Annotated in this window: 16 protein-coding genes; 8 read left to right on the top strand and 8 right to left on the bottom strand. The window is 71.1% G+C overall.

Going from position 1 to position 16,723, the window contains the following annotated elements; genetic code table 11:
• The first annotated feature begins 127 nt into the window (after positions 1-127).
• Positions 128-1,030: an ROK family protein gene (locus ACIBK9_RS45305; RefSeq protein WP_397165197.1), complete on the top strand. Its 903-nt coding sequence runs from the start codon at positions 128-130 to the stop codon at positions 1,028-1,030.
• A gap of 202 nt (positions 1,031-1,232) precedes the next feature.
• Here the strand turns inward: ACIBK9_RS45305 and ACIBK9_RS45300 are convergent, their stop codons facing one another.
• Entirely contained in the window at positions 1,233-1,718 is a 486-nt protein-coding gene (locus tag ACIBK9_RS45300) for a MarR family transcriptional regulator (RefSeq protein ID WP_358282299.1), read from the bottom strand.
• A 362-nt stretch (positions 1,719-2,080) separates the two neighbouring features.
• Between ACIBK9_RS45300 and ACIBK9_RS45295 the strand changes: the two genes are divergently transcribed.
• Positions 2,081-3,628 (top strand): FAD-dependent oxidoreductase, encoded by a 1,548-nt coding sequence (locus ACIBK9_RS45295; RefSeq protein WP_397165195.1) that lies wholly within the window; start codon positions 2,081-2,083, stop codon positions 3,626-3,628.
• Here the strand turns inward: ACIBK9_RS45295 and ACIBK9_RS45290 are convergent.
• The 3 genes from ACIBK9_RS45290 to purN form a co-directional block, all read right to left on the bottom strand.
• Positions 3,588-3,764, bottom strand: a complete 177-nt coding sequence (locus tag ACIBK9_RS45290) for a hypothetical protein (RefSeq protein ID WP_352323910.1) — start codon at positions 3,762-3,764, stop codon at positions 3,588-3,590. The genes ACIBK9_RS45295 and ACIBK9_RS45290 overlap by 41 nt on opposite strands.
• A 128-nt stretch (positions 3,765-3,892) precedes the next feature.
• Positions 3,893-5,437, bottom strand: coding sequence for a bifunctional phosphoribosylaminoimidazolecarboxamide formyltransferase/IMP cyclohydrolase (gene purH / locus ACIBK9_RS45285; protein WP_397165193.1), 1,545 nt, complete (start codon positions 5,435-5,437; stop codon positions 3,893-3,895).
• Positions 5,434-6,063, bottom strand: coding sequence for a phosphoribosylglycinamide formyltransferase (gene purN / locus ACIBK9_RS45280; protein WP_352366616.1), 630 nt, complete (start codon positions 6,061-6,063; stop codon positions 5,434-5,436). Before purN ends, purH begins: the two co-directional genes overlap by 4 nt.
• Positions 6,064-6,139: 76 nt before the next feature.
• On the opposite strand from purN, the gene ACIBK9_RS45275 reads away from it, so the two are divergent.
• Positions 6,140-6,559, top strand: a complete 420-nt coding sequence (locus tag ACIBK9_RS45275; RefSeq protein ID WP_397165191.1) for a hypothetical protein — start codon at positions 6,140-6,142, stop codon at positions 6,557-6,559.
• Between the two features lie 13 nt (positions 6,560-6,572).
• Here ACIBK9_RS45275 and ACIBK9_RS45270 read toward each other — a convergent pair whose 3' ends face one another.
• From ACIBK9_RS45270 to sucC, 3 genes are all read right to left on the bottom strand, one after another.
• Positions 6,573-8,210 carry a DUF6350 family protein gene (locus tag ACIBK9_RS45270; RefSeq protein WP_358282292.1) on the bottom strand — a complete coding sequence of 546 codons (1,638 nt, stop codon included), beginning with the start codon at positions 8,208-8,210 and terminating at the stop codon, positions 6,573-6,575.
• Between the two features lie 199 nt (positions 8,211-8,409).
• A complete protein-coding gene (sucD, locus tag ACIBK9_RS45265) occupies positions 8,410-9,285 on the bottom strand; it encodes a succinate--CoA ligase subunit alpha (protein WP_125644468.1) in 876 nt (291 codons plus the stop codon).
• A gap of 3 nt (positions 9,286-9,288) precedes the next feature.
• Positions 9,289-10,470, bottom strand: coding sequence for an ADP-forming succinate--CoA ligase subunit beta (gene sucC, locus ACIBK9_RS45260; RefSeq protein ID WP_352323902.1), 1,182 nt, complete (start codon positions 10,468-10,470; stop codon positions 9,289-9,291).
• A gap of 353 nt (positions 10,471-10,823) precedes the next feature.
• Here sucC and ACIBK9_RS45255 point away from each other — a divergent pair, with 353 nt between their 5' ends.
• The 3 genes from ACIBK9_RS45255 to ACIBK9_RS45245 are packed head-to-tail and all read left to right on the top strand — an operon-like array spanning position 10,824 to position 13,364.
• Positions 10,824-11,639, top strand: a complete 816-nt coding sequence (locus ACIBK9_RS45255) for a hypothetical protein (protein WP_397165189.1) — start codon at positions 10,824-10,826, stop codon at positions 11,637-11,639.
• 20 nt (positions 11,640-11,659) lie between these two features.
• Complete coding sequence (locus ACIBK9_RS45250) at positions 11,660-12,430, top strand: hypothetical protein (RefSeq protein WP_397165187.1); 771 nt, start codon at positions 11,660-11,662, stop codon at positions 12,428-12,430.
• A gap of 49 nt (positions 12,431-12,479) precedes the next feature.
• The gene (locus ACIBK9_RS45245; RefSeq protein WP_397165185.1) at positions 12,480-13,364 is read left to right on the top strand and encodes a hypothetical protein; all 885 of its coding nucleotides are present in this window, start codon (positions 12,480-12,482) and stop codon (positions 13,362-13,364) included.
• Positions 13,365-13,444: 80 nt separating this feature from the next.
• Here the strand turns inward: ACIBK9_RS45245 and galE are convergent, their stop codons facing one another.
• Entirely contained in the window at positions 13,445-14,422 is a 978-nt protein-coding gene (galE, locus tag ACIBK9_RS45240) for a UDP-glucose 4-epimerase GalE (RefSeq protein WP_397165184.1), read from the bottom strand.
• A 192-nt stretch (positions 14,423-14,614) separates the two neighbouring features.
• On the opposite strand from galE, the gene ACIBK9_RS45235 reads away from it, so the two are divergent.
• Both ACIBK9_RS45235 and ACIBK9_RS45230 read left to right on the top strand, forming a co-directional pair.
• On the top strand, positions 14,615-16,015 hold the full coding sequence (locus ACIBK9_RS45235) for a glutamate--cysteine ligase (protein WP_352323897.1): 1,401 nt from the start codon (positions 14,615-14,617) through the stop codon (positions 16,013-16,015).
• On the top strand, positions 16,012-16,659 hold the full coding sequence (locus tag ACIBK9_RS45230; RefSeq protein ID WP_397165182.1) for a neutral zinc metallopeptidase: 648 nt from the start codon (positions 16,012-16,014) through the stop codon (positions 16,657-16,659). The genes ACIBK9_RS45235 and ACIBK9_RS45230 overlap by 4 nt, the downstream gene beginning before the upstream one ends.
• Positions 16,660-16,723: the final 64 nt, after the last annotated feature.

Below are 16,723 nucleotides of genomic sequence, written 5' to 3'. Positions count from 1 at the left end.
TCATCGATCAAGGAAGGGCATATCGTGTCGGGCGCCGGCACCCTGTCCCACGGAGGTTCCCCTTGCGCGCCCGCTTCCCCCTGCCACGCCTCGGCGGCCTCCGCCGGCCCGGCCACCCCATACCCGGATGACCTGCGTACTCGCCGTCGACATCGGCGGCACCAAGCTCGCCGCCGCGCTGGTCGACGAGGCCGGCTCCCTGCTGCGCTCCGCCGCGCGGCCCACGCCGCGCGCCGACGTCATGTCCGCGCTGGCGGCCCTCGTCGCGGAGGTGACCGGCGGGGGCCCGGCACCGCACGCCGTCGGCGTCGGCTGCGCGGGCCCGCTCGACCTCACCACGGGCACGGTGAGCCCGGTGAACATGCCGAGCTGGCGCGGCTTCCCGCTGCGCGACGAGCTGCGGCGGCTGACCGGCCTGCCCGTGGTGCTGGCCGGCGACGCCCAGTGCATGGCGCTCGGCGAACACTGGCTGGGGGCCGGGCAGGGCAGCACGTCGCTGCTCGGCGTCGTCGTGTCCACCGGCATCGGCGGCGGCCTGGTGATCGACGGCGCGCCGCTGCTCGGCCCGGCGGGCAACGCGGGGCACGTCGGCCACATGAGCGTCGATCCCGGCGGCGAGCGCTGCGAGTGCGGCGGCCGGGGCTGCGTCGAGCGCTACTCCAGCGGCCCCAACCTGGCCCGCTGGGCCCTGGAGAACGGCTGGGCGCCCACCGGCGACCGCGACGCCAGGGCGCTGGCCGCCGACGCGTCCGCCGGGCATCCGGTGGCGCTTTCGGCCTTCGAGCGCGGCGCCAGGGCGCTGGCCGGCCTGATCGCCTCCACGGCGGCCGCGGTCGAGCTCGACACCGTGGTCATCGGCGGCGGCGTGTCGGCGGCCGGCGCGGTGTTGTTCGGCCCGCTGGAGCGGGCGCTCGACGACGTGGCGGGGCTGGCGTTCGTCCGGGCGGTCCGGGTGCGGCCGACCACGCTGGGCGTGCGCGCGGGCCTGGCCGGGGCCGCCCGGCTGGCCTGGCGCCTGTCCGGCCAGTGAGCCGGCCGCGGACTCGACCAGGTTGAGCGCTGGTTCGCCGAGCCGGACTCATGCTCGGCCCATGCCCTGACCCTGCTGGGCACGCTGGCCACCTCACCCGGGATGGCGGTGAGAAGCGGATCAGCGAGCTCGACGCCGCCGAGCCGGTCGACAACCTGGCGCAGCAGGCGATGGCCGGGGGCGGCCCGCCGGCTTCGACGCCCTAGCCGCTCTCTTCCTTGTCGGCCGCGGACATGGCGAGCATGTCGTCGACGCACCTGCGCATCAGTTGCTCGAACTGAACGAGGTCCCTATCGCTCCATTCGGCGAACGCGGAGTCGACGAGCCGCTGCCGGGCCTCCTCAAGCGCGTCCGTCACGCGACGGCCCGCGCTGGTGATCACGGCTTCCTTGACCCGTCGGTCCGCCGGGTTCGGACGCCGCTCGATCAGGCCGAGCTCGGCGAGTTTGGCCACCTGCCGGCTGACGGTGGTGTGGTCGCGTCCGGCCCGTTCGGCGAGTTCGACCACGCCGATGGGCCCGAACCGCCGGATTCCGACGATCAGTTTGAACAACGCGCGGTCGAGATCGATGCCCGCTTCGGCCATGAGGACCTCGTCGCGTTGCGGCAGGTTCATGAGCGCGATCAGGTCGACGAGCGACTCATGCAGGCGCCGGAACGTGATGTGCCGGCGGTGTTGGGAAGCCATGCTCGCCACCGATGCCTTACGTGCCCTTGCGGACGGGGAGGTGCCAAGAATACCGGCAGCCTCCGGCAGACCTGCGGAGACGCCTCCTTCGCATGGCGAGGACGCGAAGACGCGCTCAGAATACACATAATTTTCCGGCATCGGGACAGCCTGATCACAACACCCGGATCAGGTTTTTCTCCATGCATAGCTGGACACGAAAGAGCAGGTCAAGATGGTGAATTTGGTGATCAGGAAGCCGCGTCAGCCATGGACGGCGGCTTGACGGCCACTCCGGCCGCGGATCATACTCCGTGCTTAATACACATAAATTTGCACCGGACGGGCCGACCTGCCCGGCCGCCACCGACGGAGAGTGAACCGTGGCACGCAACGAAGACCTTGATGTGATCATCTGTGGTTCCGGCGCGGCGGGATTGACCCTCGCCATCGATCTCGCCCGCAGGAACATCGCGTTCCGGTTGATCGACAAGGCGCCGCATCCGTTCATCGGCTCACGCGGCAAGGGCATCCAGCCGCGCACCGAGGAGGTGTTCGAGGACCTCGGCGTGGTCGACCGGATCGTCGCCTCGGGAGGCGAATATCCTCCCCTGCGCACCTACACCCCCGACGGACCGGTCGACAAGCACGCCGGGATCCTGCCGGAGCCGACGCCCGCCGAGCCGTACCAGATCCCGCTGCTCGTTCCGCAGTTCCGCACCGAGCGCCGGTTGCGGGAGCGGCTGGCCGAACTCGGCCACGCCCCGGAGTACGGCTGCGAACTCGTCGGCTTCGACCAGGACCCCGACGGCGTGACCGCGCGGATGGCCACCTCCGGCGGGGAGCGGACCGTGCGAGCCGCCTACCTGGTCGGCGCCGACGGCGGATCGAGCTTCGTCCGCAAGGCCCTCGGCATCGAGTTCCGCGGGAAGGCCCTCGGCGTGCGGGCGCTCGTGGCCGACGTGCGGGCCGACGGCGCCTCGTCGCGCGTCTGGCACCGCTGGGGCGACGAGCAGCCCGAGCGCAGCGTCTCGCTGTGCCCGCTCCACGGCACCGGCATGTTCCAGTACATGGCCCCGGTCCCCCTCGACATGGACGTCGACCTCTCGGCCGAAGGGCTCACCGCCCTGCTCCACGAGCGCGGCGGCCAGGACGACATCGTGATCCGCGAGGTGTCCTGGGCATCGGTGTTCACGATGCAGGCCCGGCTGGCCGACGCCTACCGGCGTGGGCGCGTGCTCCTGGCCGGGGACGCCGCGCACTGCCATCCGCCGACCGGCGGGCAGGGCCTGAACACGAGCATCCAGGACGCCTACAACCTCGGCTGGAAGCTCGCCGCCGTGCTCGACGGCGCGCCGGAGTCACTGCTGGCGACCTACGAGGAGGAGCGCCGGCCGGTCGCCGAGGCGGTCCTCGGCCTGTCCGAGAAGCTGCTCGAAGCGGCCAGGAACCGGGAGATGCGCCGGGGCCGCGAGGTGACCCAGCTCGATGTCGGCTACCCGGACTCGTCGCTGTCGCTGACCGGCCTGGAGCCCCACAAGGGCGTGGCGGCCGGCGACCGCGCGCCCGACGCCCCCGTCACCGGCGCGGGCGGGCCGGCCACGCGGTTGTTCAGCCTGTTCCAGGGACCGCACTGGACCCTGCTCGGCTACGAGCCCGGCGACGCCGCGGTCCCGGAACCGCGCGGGGGCCTGCGCATCCACGTCATCGGCGACGACATCCTCGACACCGGAGGCCATGTCCGGAGCGCGTACGGGCTGTCGCCCGAGCAGTGGGCGCTCATCCGGCCGGACGGATACGTCGCGGCCGTGGTCGGCACCGCCGAACTCGGCGCGATCGAGACCTACCTCGACGGCGTCGGCGTCCGTCAGCAGATGCGAGAACCGGCGGCTAGTCGCGCTCGGCGAAGCGGGCCTCGCGGCGCTCGATGATCCGGCGGGTGTACGGGATGAGCTCGACGACCCGGCTGCCGAGGTAGGCACCGATGAAGGCGAGGACCAGCAGGACGAACGGGCTGGTCGAGAAGCCGTTCATGGTCACGAAGGCATGCAGGGTCGCGTCGAGCATGGAAACTCCGGGGGAATCAGCACAGCAGGGCGGCAATCAGGGTAACCGGGGAGTGCCAATGCTCGCCGCCAAAACGGATAAAGGGCAACAAGCGATCTCTTGTTGCCCTTTATCCGATGAACCGGTGATCAGTGGAAGAAGTGGCGGGTGCCGGTGAAGTAGAGGGTGACGCCCGCCTGCTCACAGGCGTCGATCACCTCCTGGTCCCGGATCGAGCCGCCCGGCTCCACGATCGCCTTGACCCCGGCCTCGATCAGCACCTGCGGCCCGTCGGGGAACGGGAAGAACGCGTCGGAGGCGGCGACCGAGCCGGCCGCCCGCTCCCCCGCCCGGCTCACCGCGAGGCGGCAGGAGTCGACCCGGTTGACCTGGCCCATGCCCACGCCCACCGTGGCGCCGCCGGCGGCCAGCAGGATCGCGTTGGACTTCACCGAGCGCGAGGCGCGCCAGGCGAAGGCCAGGTCGGCCAGCAGCTCGGGCGAGGCGGCCGCGCCGGTCTTGAGCTCCCACGCCGACGGGTCGTCGCCGGCGGCGTCGACCCGGTCGACCGCCTGCAGCAGCAGGCCGCCGTCGACGCGGCGGAACTCCAGCGGCTGGGACGGCCCCTCCGGGCAGCGCAGCAGGCGCAGGCTCTTCTTGGCCCGCAGCACCTCCAGCGCCTCCGCGCTGAAGCCGGGAGCCACGACGACCTCGGTGAACACGTCGGCGATCTGCCGGGCCAGCTCGACGGTGACCTCGCGGTTGACCGCGATCACGCCGCCGTAGGCCGAGACGGGGTCGCAGGCGTGGGCCTTGCGGTGGGCCTCGGCCACGTCGGCGCCGACGGCGATGCCGCACGGGTTCTGGTGCTTGATGATGGCCACGCACGGCTCGGCGAAGTCCCAGGCCGCCCGCCAGGCGGCGTCGGAGTCGAGGTAGTTGTTGTAGGACATCTCCTTGCCGTGCAGCTGCTCGGCGTTGGCCAGGCCGCCGGAGCCGGCGGTGTAGAGGGCGGCGCGCTGGTGCGGGTTCTCGCCGTAGCGCAGGGTCGCCTTGCGCTCGTACGCGACGCCGGTGAACTCGGGGAACTCCTCCTCCCCGCCCGCGTACGGCCCGGCGAACCAGTTGGCCACGGCCACGTCGTAGGCGGCGGTGTGGGCGTAGGCGACACCGGCCAGGCGGCGGCGCTCGTGCAGCGTGAAGCCGCCCTCGTCCAGGGCGGTGAGCACGTCGCCGTAGGCGGCGGGGTCGACCACGACCGCGCAGGTGGCGTGGTTCTTGGCGGCGCCCCTGATCATCGCGGGCCCGCCGATGTCGATCTGCTCGACGCACTCCTCGTCGGAGGCGCCGGAGGCCACCGTCTGCTGGAACGGGTAGAGGTTGACCACCACGAGCTGGAACGGGTCGATCTCCAGCTCGTCGAGCTGGGCCACGTGGCTGGGCTTGGTGAGGTCGGCCAGCAGGCCGGCGTGCACGCGCGGGTGCAGCGTCTTGACCCGGCCGTCGAGGCACTCGGGGAAGCCGGTGAGCTGCTCCACCTTGGTCACCGGGATCCCGTGGGACGCGATCGCGGCGGCCGTGCCGCCTGTCGACACGATCTCCACGCCGGCGCCGTCGAGTGCCCTGGCCAGCTCTTCGAGCCCGGACTTGTCGTAGACAGCGATCAGCGCGCGCCGGATGGCGATGCGAGTCACGTGCTTTCCCCTCCTGATTGGTTGCCGATGCGGACGGTGCGTCCGCTGACCGTCCAGCCCTCGCGGGCCATCCGGCCGACGATGTCGACGAGCAGGCGGCGCTCGACGGTCTTGATGCGCTCGTGCAGGACCGGCTCGTCGTCGTCCGGCAGCACGGGCACCGCCTCCTGGGCGACGATCGGGCCCGTGTCGATCCCCGCGTCGGCCAGCATCACGGTGCAGCCGGTCACCTTCACCCCGTGGGCCAGCGCGTCGCGCACGCCGTGGGCGCCGGGGAAGGACGGCAGCAGCGCCGGATGGGTGTTGAGCACGGGGAACGCGTCGAGCGTGGGCGCGCCCAAAATCTTCATGAAGCCCGCCGACACCACCAGGTCGGGCTCGTACGATGCGATCCTGGCGGCGAGAGCGGCATCCCAGTCCGCCCGAGTCGCATGATCGCCCAGTTTTTCAACAAACGTCGGGACATTTGCCCTGGTGGCCCTGGCCAGGCCCTCTATGCCGTCCCGATCCGCGCCCACCGCCACCACGCGCGCACCGTACGACGGGTCGGCGGAAGCGTCCAGCAGGGCCTGTAGGTTGGTTCCAGAGCCGGAGACGAGGACGACGAGCCGCCCAGCCTTTGACACGCACACTCCAAAGAATGGAAACAGGGTGGGGCTGACAGGGTATCTGTTCCTCGCCCGGCGACGCAGAGGAGGTCAGGTGTCGACACCGGTGCAGGCACCGGCGGGTCAGCAGCCCGCCGATTCAGCGGGTCGCCGTGCGATCTGGTTGTCCATCGCGGCGCTGGCCATGACGTTCATGCTGCCGCTCGCCGGCCTGGTCATGGCCCTGTTCGCGCTCATGTCGGGCATCCGCGCGCTGCCGCGGCTGCGCGGCGCCCACAAGCCCACCGGCACGGCCGTCGGCGGCATCACGATCTCCTCCATCGCGCTGGCCCTGTCGGCGATGGCCACGGGGATGCAGCTCTACCTGATGGACGAATACTCCGCCTACCAGGAGTGCATGAAGGGCGCGGGCACGGTCTCGGCCCAGGGCGAGTGCTTCACCCAGTTCAGGGACGCCGCGCAGCGCAAGCTGCCGCCCGACGTCCTCCAGCTGCTCGGGGCGATGCAGTCCTAGCCCCGCGCCCCGGCTAGTCGCGGTCCCAGGCGTAGGGGTCGACGTAGATGACGTGGCCGCCGCGGTCGTCGGACTCGTCCACGATGTCCTTGCGCGGCGGGCGGGCCGGGCCGTCCGAGGGCTCGGCCGGGCGTGGGCGGGCCTGGGCCAGGGTCTCGGCCTCGGCGGAGGCGTGCTCGTCCTGCCAGTCGTCCCTGATGACCGGGATCTCCTGGGTGTCGGCCTCGGTGGCGTCCATCCAGTGGCCGGGTAGGGGGCGCGGGTCGGACTCGGCCAGGCCGACCTTGCTGGCCGCCTTGGCGATGGCCGCCCCCGCCTTGCGGACCGGGGCGGCGGCCTTGTCGAGCGGCGCGCGGGCCTTCTTGTTGAGCAGCAGCAGGTTGGCCACGCCCGCCGAGATGCCGGCCGCCACGCCCACCTCCAGGGCCACCGACAGGGCCACCTCCCAGGGGGACGGGCCGATCGCCGACAGCCGGCCGCCGCCGATGGGCCCGCCGGACAGCGCGGCCAGCAGGCCGGCGACCAGGCCGGTGGAGACGCCGGTCAGGAAGCCCCACAGGGGGGCGGCCTCGTACGAATGCGAGGGCGAGATCCGGGCCACGAACACGCCCGCCACCGCGCCCGCCGCGAACGGCAGCGCGATCACCGCCATCATCCACGCGGGCACGGGCCCGCTCTCGGGCAGCGCGCCCAGCAGCGGCAGGCTCGGCACCGTGCCGAGCTCGACGCCGGTCGGGGCGACCAGCGTGTCCGCGCCGATGGCGAAGCCGGGGCCGGCGATGTAGGAGGAGGCCCAGATCACGGCGTTGAGCAGGTAGAGGAGCTGGAGCAGCAACAGCAGCACGCCGCCGACGAAGCCGGGCGCGAGCACGTTCGACAGGTCCCTGACCTGGCCGAAGTTCAGCACGACCGCGACCAGCACCAGCCCCAGCCCGGACGCCAGCAGGGCGGTGGTGGCGACCGCCGTGCCGACCGTGACGGCCCGCAGCCGCTCGGGCAGCAGCTTGAGCATGATCCGCCACGGGCCGATCATGCGCGCGGTGGCCAGCGAGCCCGCCAGGAAGGCCAGCACGAAGTGGCTGAGCAGCGCCTCGCCGATGAACGGCTGCGTGATCTCGTTGCTCGCCACCAGCGCGATCAGCCCGGCCAGCAGCGCGTAGGGGGCCGCCAGCGAGACGCCGGCCTGTCCGACCAGCACGAGCTGCGCGCGGCGGCGGGCGTTGGCCTGCTCGCGCGGGCTGTTCTTGGGCAGCCGGGCGGGCAGGCGCAGCCGCAGGTCGGCGTCGCGGGCCATCCACCGGCCGGCGCGGTAGAGCAGGAAGGCGGGCAGCACCATCAGCCCGAGGGGCAGCAGCCCGACCCGGCCGCCGGGCATCGCGAACCCCGCGTGGTGCGCGGCCAGCCAGAGCTGCGCCGCGGCGCGGAACACGCCGGGCAGGCCCGCGCCGAGCGTGCCGCGCGGCGCGGCGATCCAGCCGACGAGGGTGAGCGTGGTGAGCACGGCCAGGCCGACGCCGAGCGTGCAGGCGGCGGCGAGCATGCCCGACACGGGTAGCGGCCGCCTCGTCTCGTCGTCGTCGGTCGAGACCCCGGGGAGCTTGCCGAGCACCGACTTGGGGGCGGTACGCAACTGGTCGAGAATGGCCGTCACAGATGTGATTTTCTCAATCTTTCCCAACCATCGCTTGGTTGACGCGCCGCAGCGGGTCCACTTTGTCGCCGTGAGACCCCCGCGAACGCGCCTCGCGCCCTTTCCCCGCCCTTTACGCGCCGCCCGGCGGGCCCTGGGACGCCCGGCGGCATGGAAAAGCCCCGCATGGCGGCGGCCAGGCGGGGCTTTTCCAGCGTGACTAGCGGGACTGCATGATCTCGCGCATCAGGCGGGCCGTCTCGGAGGGGGTCTTGCCGACGCGGACGCCGACCTTCTCCAGGGCCTCCTTCTTGGCCTGGGCGGTGCCGGCCGAGCCGGAGACGATGGCGCCGGCGTGGCCCATCGTCTTGCCCTCGGGGGCGGTGAAGCCCGCGACGTAGGCCACGACCGGCTTGGTGACGTGCTGCTCGATGTAGGCCGCGGCACGCTCCTCGGCGTCGCCGCCGATCTCACCGATCATCACGATCGCGTCGGTGTCGGGGTCGTCCTGGAAGGCCTGGAGCGCGTCGATGTGCGTGGTGCCGATGACCGGGTCGCCGCCGATGCCGACCGCGGTCGAGAAACCGAAGTCGCGCAGCTCGTACATGAGCTGGTAGGTCAGCGTGCCGGACTTCGAGACCAGGCCGATGCGGCCGGCGGTGGTGATGTCGGCGGGGATGATGCCGGCGTTGGACGCGCCGGGCGAGGCGATGCCGGGGCAGTTGGGCCCGATGATGCGGGTCTTGTTGCCCTTGGCCACCGCGTACGCCCAGAACTCGGTCGAGTCGTGGACGGGGATGCCCTCGGTGATCACGACGCAGAGCGGGATCTCGGCGTCGACGGCCTCCTTGACGGCGGCCTTGGTGTGGGCCGGCGGCACGAAGACGACCGACACGTCGGCGCCGGTCTGCTCCATGGCCTCCTTCACCGTGCCGAACACGGGCAGGCCCTCGTGCGTGATGCCCGCCTTGCGGGCGTTGACGCCGCCGACGACCTTCGCGCCGGAGGCGAGCATGCGGCGGGTGTGCTTGGTGCCCTCACCGCCGGTCATGCCCTGAACAATGATCTTGCTGTTCTCGGTCAGCCAGATAGCCATGACTCACGCACCTACCGCAGCGAGCTCGGCGGCCCGCTTGGCCGCGTCGTCCATCGTGTCAACCAGCTCGACCCGCGGGAGCGCGGCGTCGGCCAGGATCTGCCGCCCGAGCTGGGCGTTGTTGCCGTCGAGGCGGACCACCAGCGGGTGCGTCACGGCCTCGCCGCGGCTCTCCAGCAGCTTGAACGCCGAGACGATGCCGTTGGCCACGGCGTCGCAGGCGGTGATGCCGCCGAAGACGTTCACGAAGATCGACTTGACGCTCGGGTCGGAGAGGATGATCTCCAGGCCCGCGGCCATGACCTCGGCCGAGGCGCCGCCGCCGATGTCCAGGAAGTTCGCCGGGGACGGCTTGCCGGGGAACGCCTCGCCCGCGTAGGCCACCACGTCGAGGGTGGACATGACCAGGCCCGCGCCGTTGCCGATGATGCCGACGTTGCCGTCGAGCTTGACGTAGTTGAGGTCCTTCTCCTTGGCCTTGGCCTCCAGAGGGTCCTCGGCGGCCTTGTCGGCCAGCGCCTCGTGGTCGGCCTGGCGGAAGCCGGCGTTCTCGTCGAGGGTGACCTTGCCGTCGAGGGCCTTCACCTGGCCGTCGGCCGACAGGATCATCGGGTTGACCTCGACCAGCGTGGCGTCCTCGTCGACGAAGCAGTGCCACAGCTTCTCGATGAGCTCGGCGGCGCCGTCGAGCGACTTCTCGGGCAGCCCGCCGGCCACCGCGATCTCGCGGGCCTTGGCGCGGTCGATGCCGTCGAGTGCCGAGACCGGCACCTTGGCGACCTTCTCGGGCGTGCTGTGGGCGACCTCTTCGATGTCCATGCCGCCGGCGGCGGAGCAGATCGCGAGGAAGGTACGGTTGGCGCGGTCGAGCAGGAAGGAGAAGTAGTACTCCTCCGCGATCGCGCTGGCCTCCTCCACGAGCACCTTGTGGACCGTGTGGCCCTTGATGTCCATGCCGAGGATGGCGGTGGCCTTCTCGACGGCGTCGGCGGCGTCGTCGGCCACCTTCACGCCGCCGGCCTTGCCGCGACCGCCGGTCTTGACCTGGGCCTTGACGACAACGCGGCCGGTCAGCTCCTCAGCCGCCGCCCGCACCTCCTCCACGGTGTTGGCGACGATGCCGCGTGGCACCGGGATGCCGTAGTCAGCGAAGAGCTCCTTCGCCTGATGTTCGAACAGGTCCACGAGGGTCCGTCCTTGCTTATCCGACTGATGTTCGACGGCCCGGGCAACTGCGCTGACGGTCGCGTCCGCTCGCCGCTCGTGTCGGCTTCGTGCCTCGCTCTCTCACGGCGAGCTCCTACGCTCAGGGGTGCGTGCCGGGCGTTTCCGCCAGTGAAGCCTAGCCCCAAGCTTGACCTGCACAGGTCATCGGGGCACGGTTCTTCCGCTATGTGACGGTGATCTCACTTCACCATGTCCTCCTCTGCACCGAAAGTGCACCAATTCGCTGCCTTATGCGGTGTCTGTCGATATATGGTCGTGATCTTCAATTGGCAGGATTTCTGCTCCCCTCATTCTTGATCTGAAGGAATCGGATGAAGCGAATTATCGCGGGCCTGGCCCTGGCCAGCGCGGCGGCGCTCGTGACCGCGACCCCGGCCCAGGCCGCGCCCGCGGATCCGGCGAAGGCGCTGAAGAAGCAGTACGTCGCCGGACACGGCGTACGGTTCACCGAGACGTCCCGCTCCTCGATGGACGGCAAGAGCACCGGAACCATGAAGACGTCCGGCGTTCTGGAGTTCGGCAGGTCCGGAATCGTCGCCTCGGACGTACGCAATCGCAGCACCGGCAAGAACGCCGACCTGTACGCGTCGCTGCTGCCGTCGCGGACCATCACCGTGGGCAAGCACGTATATGCGCAGGGCGGCCTTTACAGCGAGGGCCTGCCCGAGGGCAAGAAGTGGGTCCGCTACCCCGACACCGGCCTGCGGATGAGCACCTCCAACCAGATGCTGGACGTCTTCGAGCCCAAGGTGCTGAAGATGCTCGTCTCCCACGCCGCGAGCACCAAGGGCGGGATCTACCGCGGCTCGGTCACGGTGAAGGAACTCGGCAAGATCTACGGCCAGAGCGTCGAGAAGAAGATCGCCAAGGTCAAGGTCTCGTACCTGCTCGCCGTGAACTCCAAGGGCCTGGTCACCAGGGTCGTCAGCGACTGGACCCTCGACTTCGGCATCCTCGGCGCCAGCCACAGCACGACCGAGACCCGCTTCACCGGCTGGGGCGCCAAGGTCAAGGTCAAGGCCCCGCCGGCCGACCAGGTGGCCGACATCACCGACCTCGGCGACGACAGCGCCGTTCCGCAGGACATCCCGGACGGCTCCCTCAACTCCCTGGGCACCATCAGGTAGCCCCCCTCCTAAGGACACTCATGAAGCGATTGCTCGCGGCCGCGGTGACGGCCGCGGCACTCATCCCGGCCGTCCCCGCACAGGCGGCCGTGGACCCGGTCACCGCCCTGAAGCGGCAGTTCGTCCCCGGCCACGGGGTGACGATCTCCGAGACCGCGCGGACCGAGTCGAAGCGTCCGCGCGACGGCCAGGTCACCCGCATGGCCGGCTCCGTGGAGTTCGGCGCGTCCGGGCCCGTCGCGGCCGACGTCGTGTTCAGGACGATCGGCGCGGACGACAGCCGGCAACGCTGGATCAGCGTCGGCGGCAAGGTCTACGTGCAGGCGGCCGACCTGGCCGACGACCTGCCCATGGGCAGGACGTGGGTGCTCATGGAGCACCTCAAGGGCAAGGTCATCACCTCGGCCCAGCCGGTCGACGTGCTGGCGCCCAGGACGGTCAAGGCCCTGGTCTCGCACGCCGCCGGCCCCAAGGACGGCCTCCGCCAGGGCACGCTGACGCTCGCGCAGGCGCGCGGGGCCGGCGCGTACGAGGGGTTCCGCTACCAGCTGGGCCTGAACGCCCAGGCGTTGCCCGACCGCGTCGTCACCGGCCAGAGCCTCACCCCGGGCTCGCGGAGCGTCGTCGAGACCCGGCTCTCGGGCTGGGGCGCGAAGGTCAGCGTCAAGGCCCCTCCGGTGGACGAGGTCATCACCTACAAGGACCTGATGGCCGAGAAGCGGGCGAGAGCCGAGAAGCTCCGCCAGGCCATCCCCGACGGTTCCACCAGCTCGCTCGGCCTGTTCGACTGAGCCGCCGAGCTGTCGACAACTCCCCCTCGAAACAAGGACACAACCGCACATGAAGCGAACCCTCACCGGCGTCGCGCTGGCGACGGCCGCCGCCCTGGTGGCCGCCACCCCCGCGCTGCTCGCGGCGCCGGCCCAGGCGGCCGCGCCCAAGAACCCCGTGACCGCCGTGAAGAAGCAGCTCGTCCCCGGCAAGGGGGTGCAGTTCAGCGAGCGCATCAGCATCACCGACGGCACGCGCAGCGAGGTCTTCATCCGGCGCACGGGAACCTTCCAGTTCAGCAAGTCGGGCGTCGCCGCCTCGGACATCACGGGCAAGTTCGCCCTCAACATGTCCGACCTGGGCGACGAGCCCTCGGAGGAGGCCAAGGCCCTCGCCACGCCCGAGCGCACGATCCGGATCGGCACGACGTCGTACCTGTCCGGCGGCATGTGGACCACGGTCCTGCCCGAGGGCGAGACCTGGTTCAAGGCCAAGAACGGCCCGACGGGCGGCATCACCGGCGTGTTCGGCCAGCCGGTGAACGTCGCCGAGCAGGCCACGCTCAAGACCCTGCTCAAGACCGCCAAGCCGGTGAGCGGCGGCTACGCCGGCACGATCACCGTCCGCGACCTGCGGAAGGTCTCGCCCTGGTACCGGGCGACCGCGATCGACCCGCGGCCCACGGCCAAGGCGCTGAAGAGCGTCATCAGCTGGAAGCTCACCCTTGACGCGGCCGGCCTGCCGGTGCGCCTGGTGGCCACGTTCCCGCAGACCGCGATCACCGGCTCGGGCTCCAAGAAGGACGGCGTGCGGGTCGACACCCGCTTCACCGGCTGGGGCGGCGCCGTGTCGATCAAGGCTCCGACGGCTGAGGACGTCTCCAGCGAGTTCGAGAACGGCAAGGACGACATCTCCTCCCTCGACCTGCCGTTCGGCGTGAGCGTCGCCAAGTAGCACCCGCCCGTGCCGAGGCCCGCGCCTGTCCCGTCGCCGCTTGGCGGGACGGGCGCGGCGCCCGGCACGCCGGGCGCGGGTCAGGCGAGGCGGGAGTCGCGCAGGGCGGCCCACTCCAGCGAGTGCCTGATGCCCTCCTCGACGGTGAACTCGGTCTCCCAGCCGAGCAGCCGCCGCGCCCGGTCGCTGCGCGTGTACGCCCCCGCCACGTCACCGGGCCGGGCGGGCGCCTCGACCACGTCGATCGGCCGGTCGACGACCCGGTTGAACGCCTCGGCCAGCTCGCGGACCGTCGTGCCGGCGCCGGTGCCGAGGTTGATCACGTCGGCGTCCAGGGAGTCGAACCGGCGCAGCGCCGCCACGTGCGCGGCGGCCAGGTCCCAGACGTGGACGTAGTCGCGGATGCCCGTGCCGTCGCTCGTCGGGTAGTCGGTGCCGGTGATCGCGAACGGCACGCCGTCCTCGTACGCCTCGATCATCTTGCCCAGGGCGTGGCTGGGACGGCGCAGTTGCAGGCCCGTGCGCATCGCCGGGTCGGCGCCGATCGGGTTGAAGTAGCGCAGCGACAGGATGCGGATCGGCCGGGTGGCGGCGATGTCGGCGAACATGGCCTCGCAGACCGCCTTGGTCCGCGCGTACGGGCTCTGCGGGGCGAGCGGCGAGCTCTCGTCCACAGTGTGGTCCGCGCCGGCCTGGTAGATCGACGCGGACGAGCTGAAGATCATCCGCTCGCAGCCGTTGCGCAGCAGGTGGTCGGTGAACTCCAGGCTCTTGGCGACGTTCGCGCGGTAGTAGCCGACCGGGTCCGCGACGGAGTCGGGCACGACGATCAGTGCCGCGCAGTGGACGACGGCCTCGATGTCGGGGTGCTCGGCGAAGATCTTGTCGACGAGGGCGCCGTCGCCGATGTCGCCCTCGTAGAAGACCCGTCCGTCGGCGAACTCCCTGCGGCCCGTCACGAGGCTGTCGAGGATCACGGGCTCGATGCCGGCGTCGAGGCACGCCGACCCGATCGTGCTGCCGATATAGCCCGCCCCACCGGTAATCAATACACGCATGCCCGAACCCTACGGGGATGCCAGGGGGGCGCGCGCCGTCTCGATGATCTTCGTGTGGTCCGGCCCGCCGGAGACATCGTGTCGATCTCCGGCTGGTCATGACGGCCCAGCCGTGCGACATTTCCTGGTATGGGCAGGGACGTGCCAGTCGTCGTGTTCAGCCGGGACGATCGCCGGAAATATCGGGAAAAGGTGCGTCGATGTCTCGACGTCTTCGCCCAGATGTTGCGCGAGTCCCGCTTCGAGTTCGACCGCCCCCAGGCCGGCCTGGAGATCGAGCTCAACATCGTGGACGCCCGTGGCGAGGCCGCCATGCGCAACGCCCAGGTGCTGGCCGCGATCGAGCAGCCGGACTGGGCCACCGAGCTGGGCCAGTTCAACATCGAGATCAACGTCGAGCCCCGGGAGCTGACCGGCGACGGCCCGCTCCACCTGGAGGCGGACGTACGAAGGCGGCTCAACCACGCCGAGGAGCGCGCCCGCTCCCAGGACGGGCACCTGGTGCTGGTCGGCATCCTGCCCACGCTGCGCGAGCAGGACATCAGCGAGGGCACCCTGTCGGCCAACCCCCGCTACCGCCTGCTCAACGAGCAGATCTTCGCCGCCCGCGGCGAGGACCTGCACCTGTGCATCGAGGGCGTGGAACGCCTCGACACCCACGCCGACAGCGTCGCGCCCGAGGCCGCGTGCACCAGCGTCCAGCTCCACCTCCAGGTGAGCCCGGAGGCGTTCGCGCCGCACTGGAACGCCGCCCAGGTCATCGCGGGGCCCCAGGTCGCCGTCGCGGCCAACTCCCCCTACCTGTTCGGCAAGGAGCTGCACCGCGAGACCAGGATCGCGCTGTTCGAGCAGGCCACCGACACGCGTCCGGCCGAGCTGAAGACACAGGGCGTGCGGCCGCGGGTGTGGTTCGGGGAACGCTGGATCACCAGCGTCTTCGACCTGTTCGAGGAGAACGTCAGCTATTACCCGGCGCTGCTGCCTCTGTGCGAGGAGGAGGACCCGCGGGCCGAGCTGGACCAGGGACGCATCCCCCAGCTGCACGAGCTGACCCTGCACAACGGCACCATCTACCGCTGGAACCGGCCCGTCTACGCGGTCGTGGACGGCGTGCCGCACCTGCGCGTGGAGAACCGCGTCCTGCCCGCCGGGCCCACGGTCGCCGACATCGCCGCGAACGCCGCGTTCTACTACGGCCTGATGCGCGTGCTCCCGTCGGCCGAGCGGCCGATCTGGAGCCAGATGTCCTTCCGCACCGCCGAGGACAACCTCGCCGCCGCGGCCCGGCACGGCCTGGACGCCCGGCTGTACTGGCCGGGGCTGGGCGAGGTGCCGGCGGCCGAGCTGATCCTGCGCCGGCTGCTGCCCATGGCGCGCGAGGGCCTGGCCGCGTGGGGGGTGCACACGCCGGTCGCCGACCGGCTGCTCGGCATCATCGAGGGACGCTGCCTGACCGGCCGCACGGGCGCGACGTGGCAGGTCGAACGGGTGCGCGCGCAGGGCGGCGACCGCCACGAGGCGTTACGCGCCATGACGTTGGACTACATCGACCGCATGCACGGCAACGATCCGGTGCACACTTGGGACGTGTGAACCTCGTGCGATCCCGCCTCCTCGTCCTGGCCCTCGTCCTGCTGCTGGCAGGCTGCGGCCTCACCCGGCCCGCCTCCAGGGACGCCCAGGGGGCCGACACGTTCGAGGACGACATCCGGGCCGCGCGCACGCTCACCGAGTCGTTCTGGACGGAGTTCTTCGACCAGCAGGGGATGACTTATCGGCCTATCGCCGACTTCATCCCTTACTCCGGGAGTTCGGGGCCTTCCTGCGGGGGCGAGCCGTCCGTGCCGAACAACGCCTTCTACTGCCCCGAGGGCCACTTCATCGCCTACGACCAGGCCTGGATGGAGTCCCTGTGGAACGACATGGGCGACGGCTCGGTGTACGTGATCATCCCCCACGAGTTCGGGCACGCCGTCCAGGCCCAGCTCAGGACCGGTTTCGAGCTGAACGTCCAGGCCGAGCTGCAGGCCGACTGCTACGCCGGCGGGACGCTGGCGGCCCTGGTCGGCTCAGGCTCCCTGCGCGCCCAGCCCGGTGACGAGGACGAGCTCATGACCAGCCTGGAGGCCGCCGGCGACCCCACGGACGACTGGCTGGACCCCGCCGCCCACGGCACCGCCGAGCAACGCCAGTCCTCCTTCGCCGGCGGCTACGAGGACGGCGTGGGCGCCTGCTGAGGGTGTACGCGCGGGTCAACCCAGAGGATGATGTGTCTGATCATGACCTGCCTCTACGGTGGAG

The organism is Nonomuraea sp. NPDC050227 (assembly GCF_044459705.1).
Lineage (GTDB): Bacteria > Actinomycetota > Actinomycetes > Streptosporangiales > Streptosporangiaceae > Nonomuraea.
This window is presented reverse-complemented; position numbering and strand designations above follow the sequence as displayed.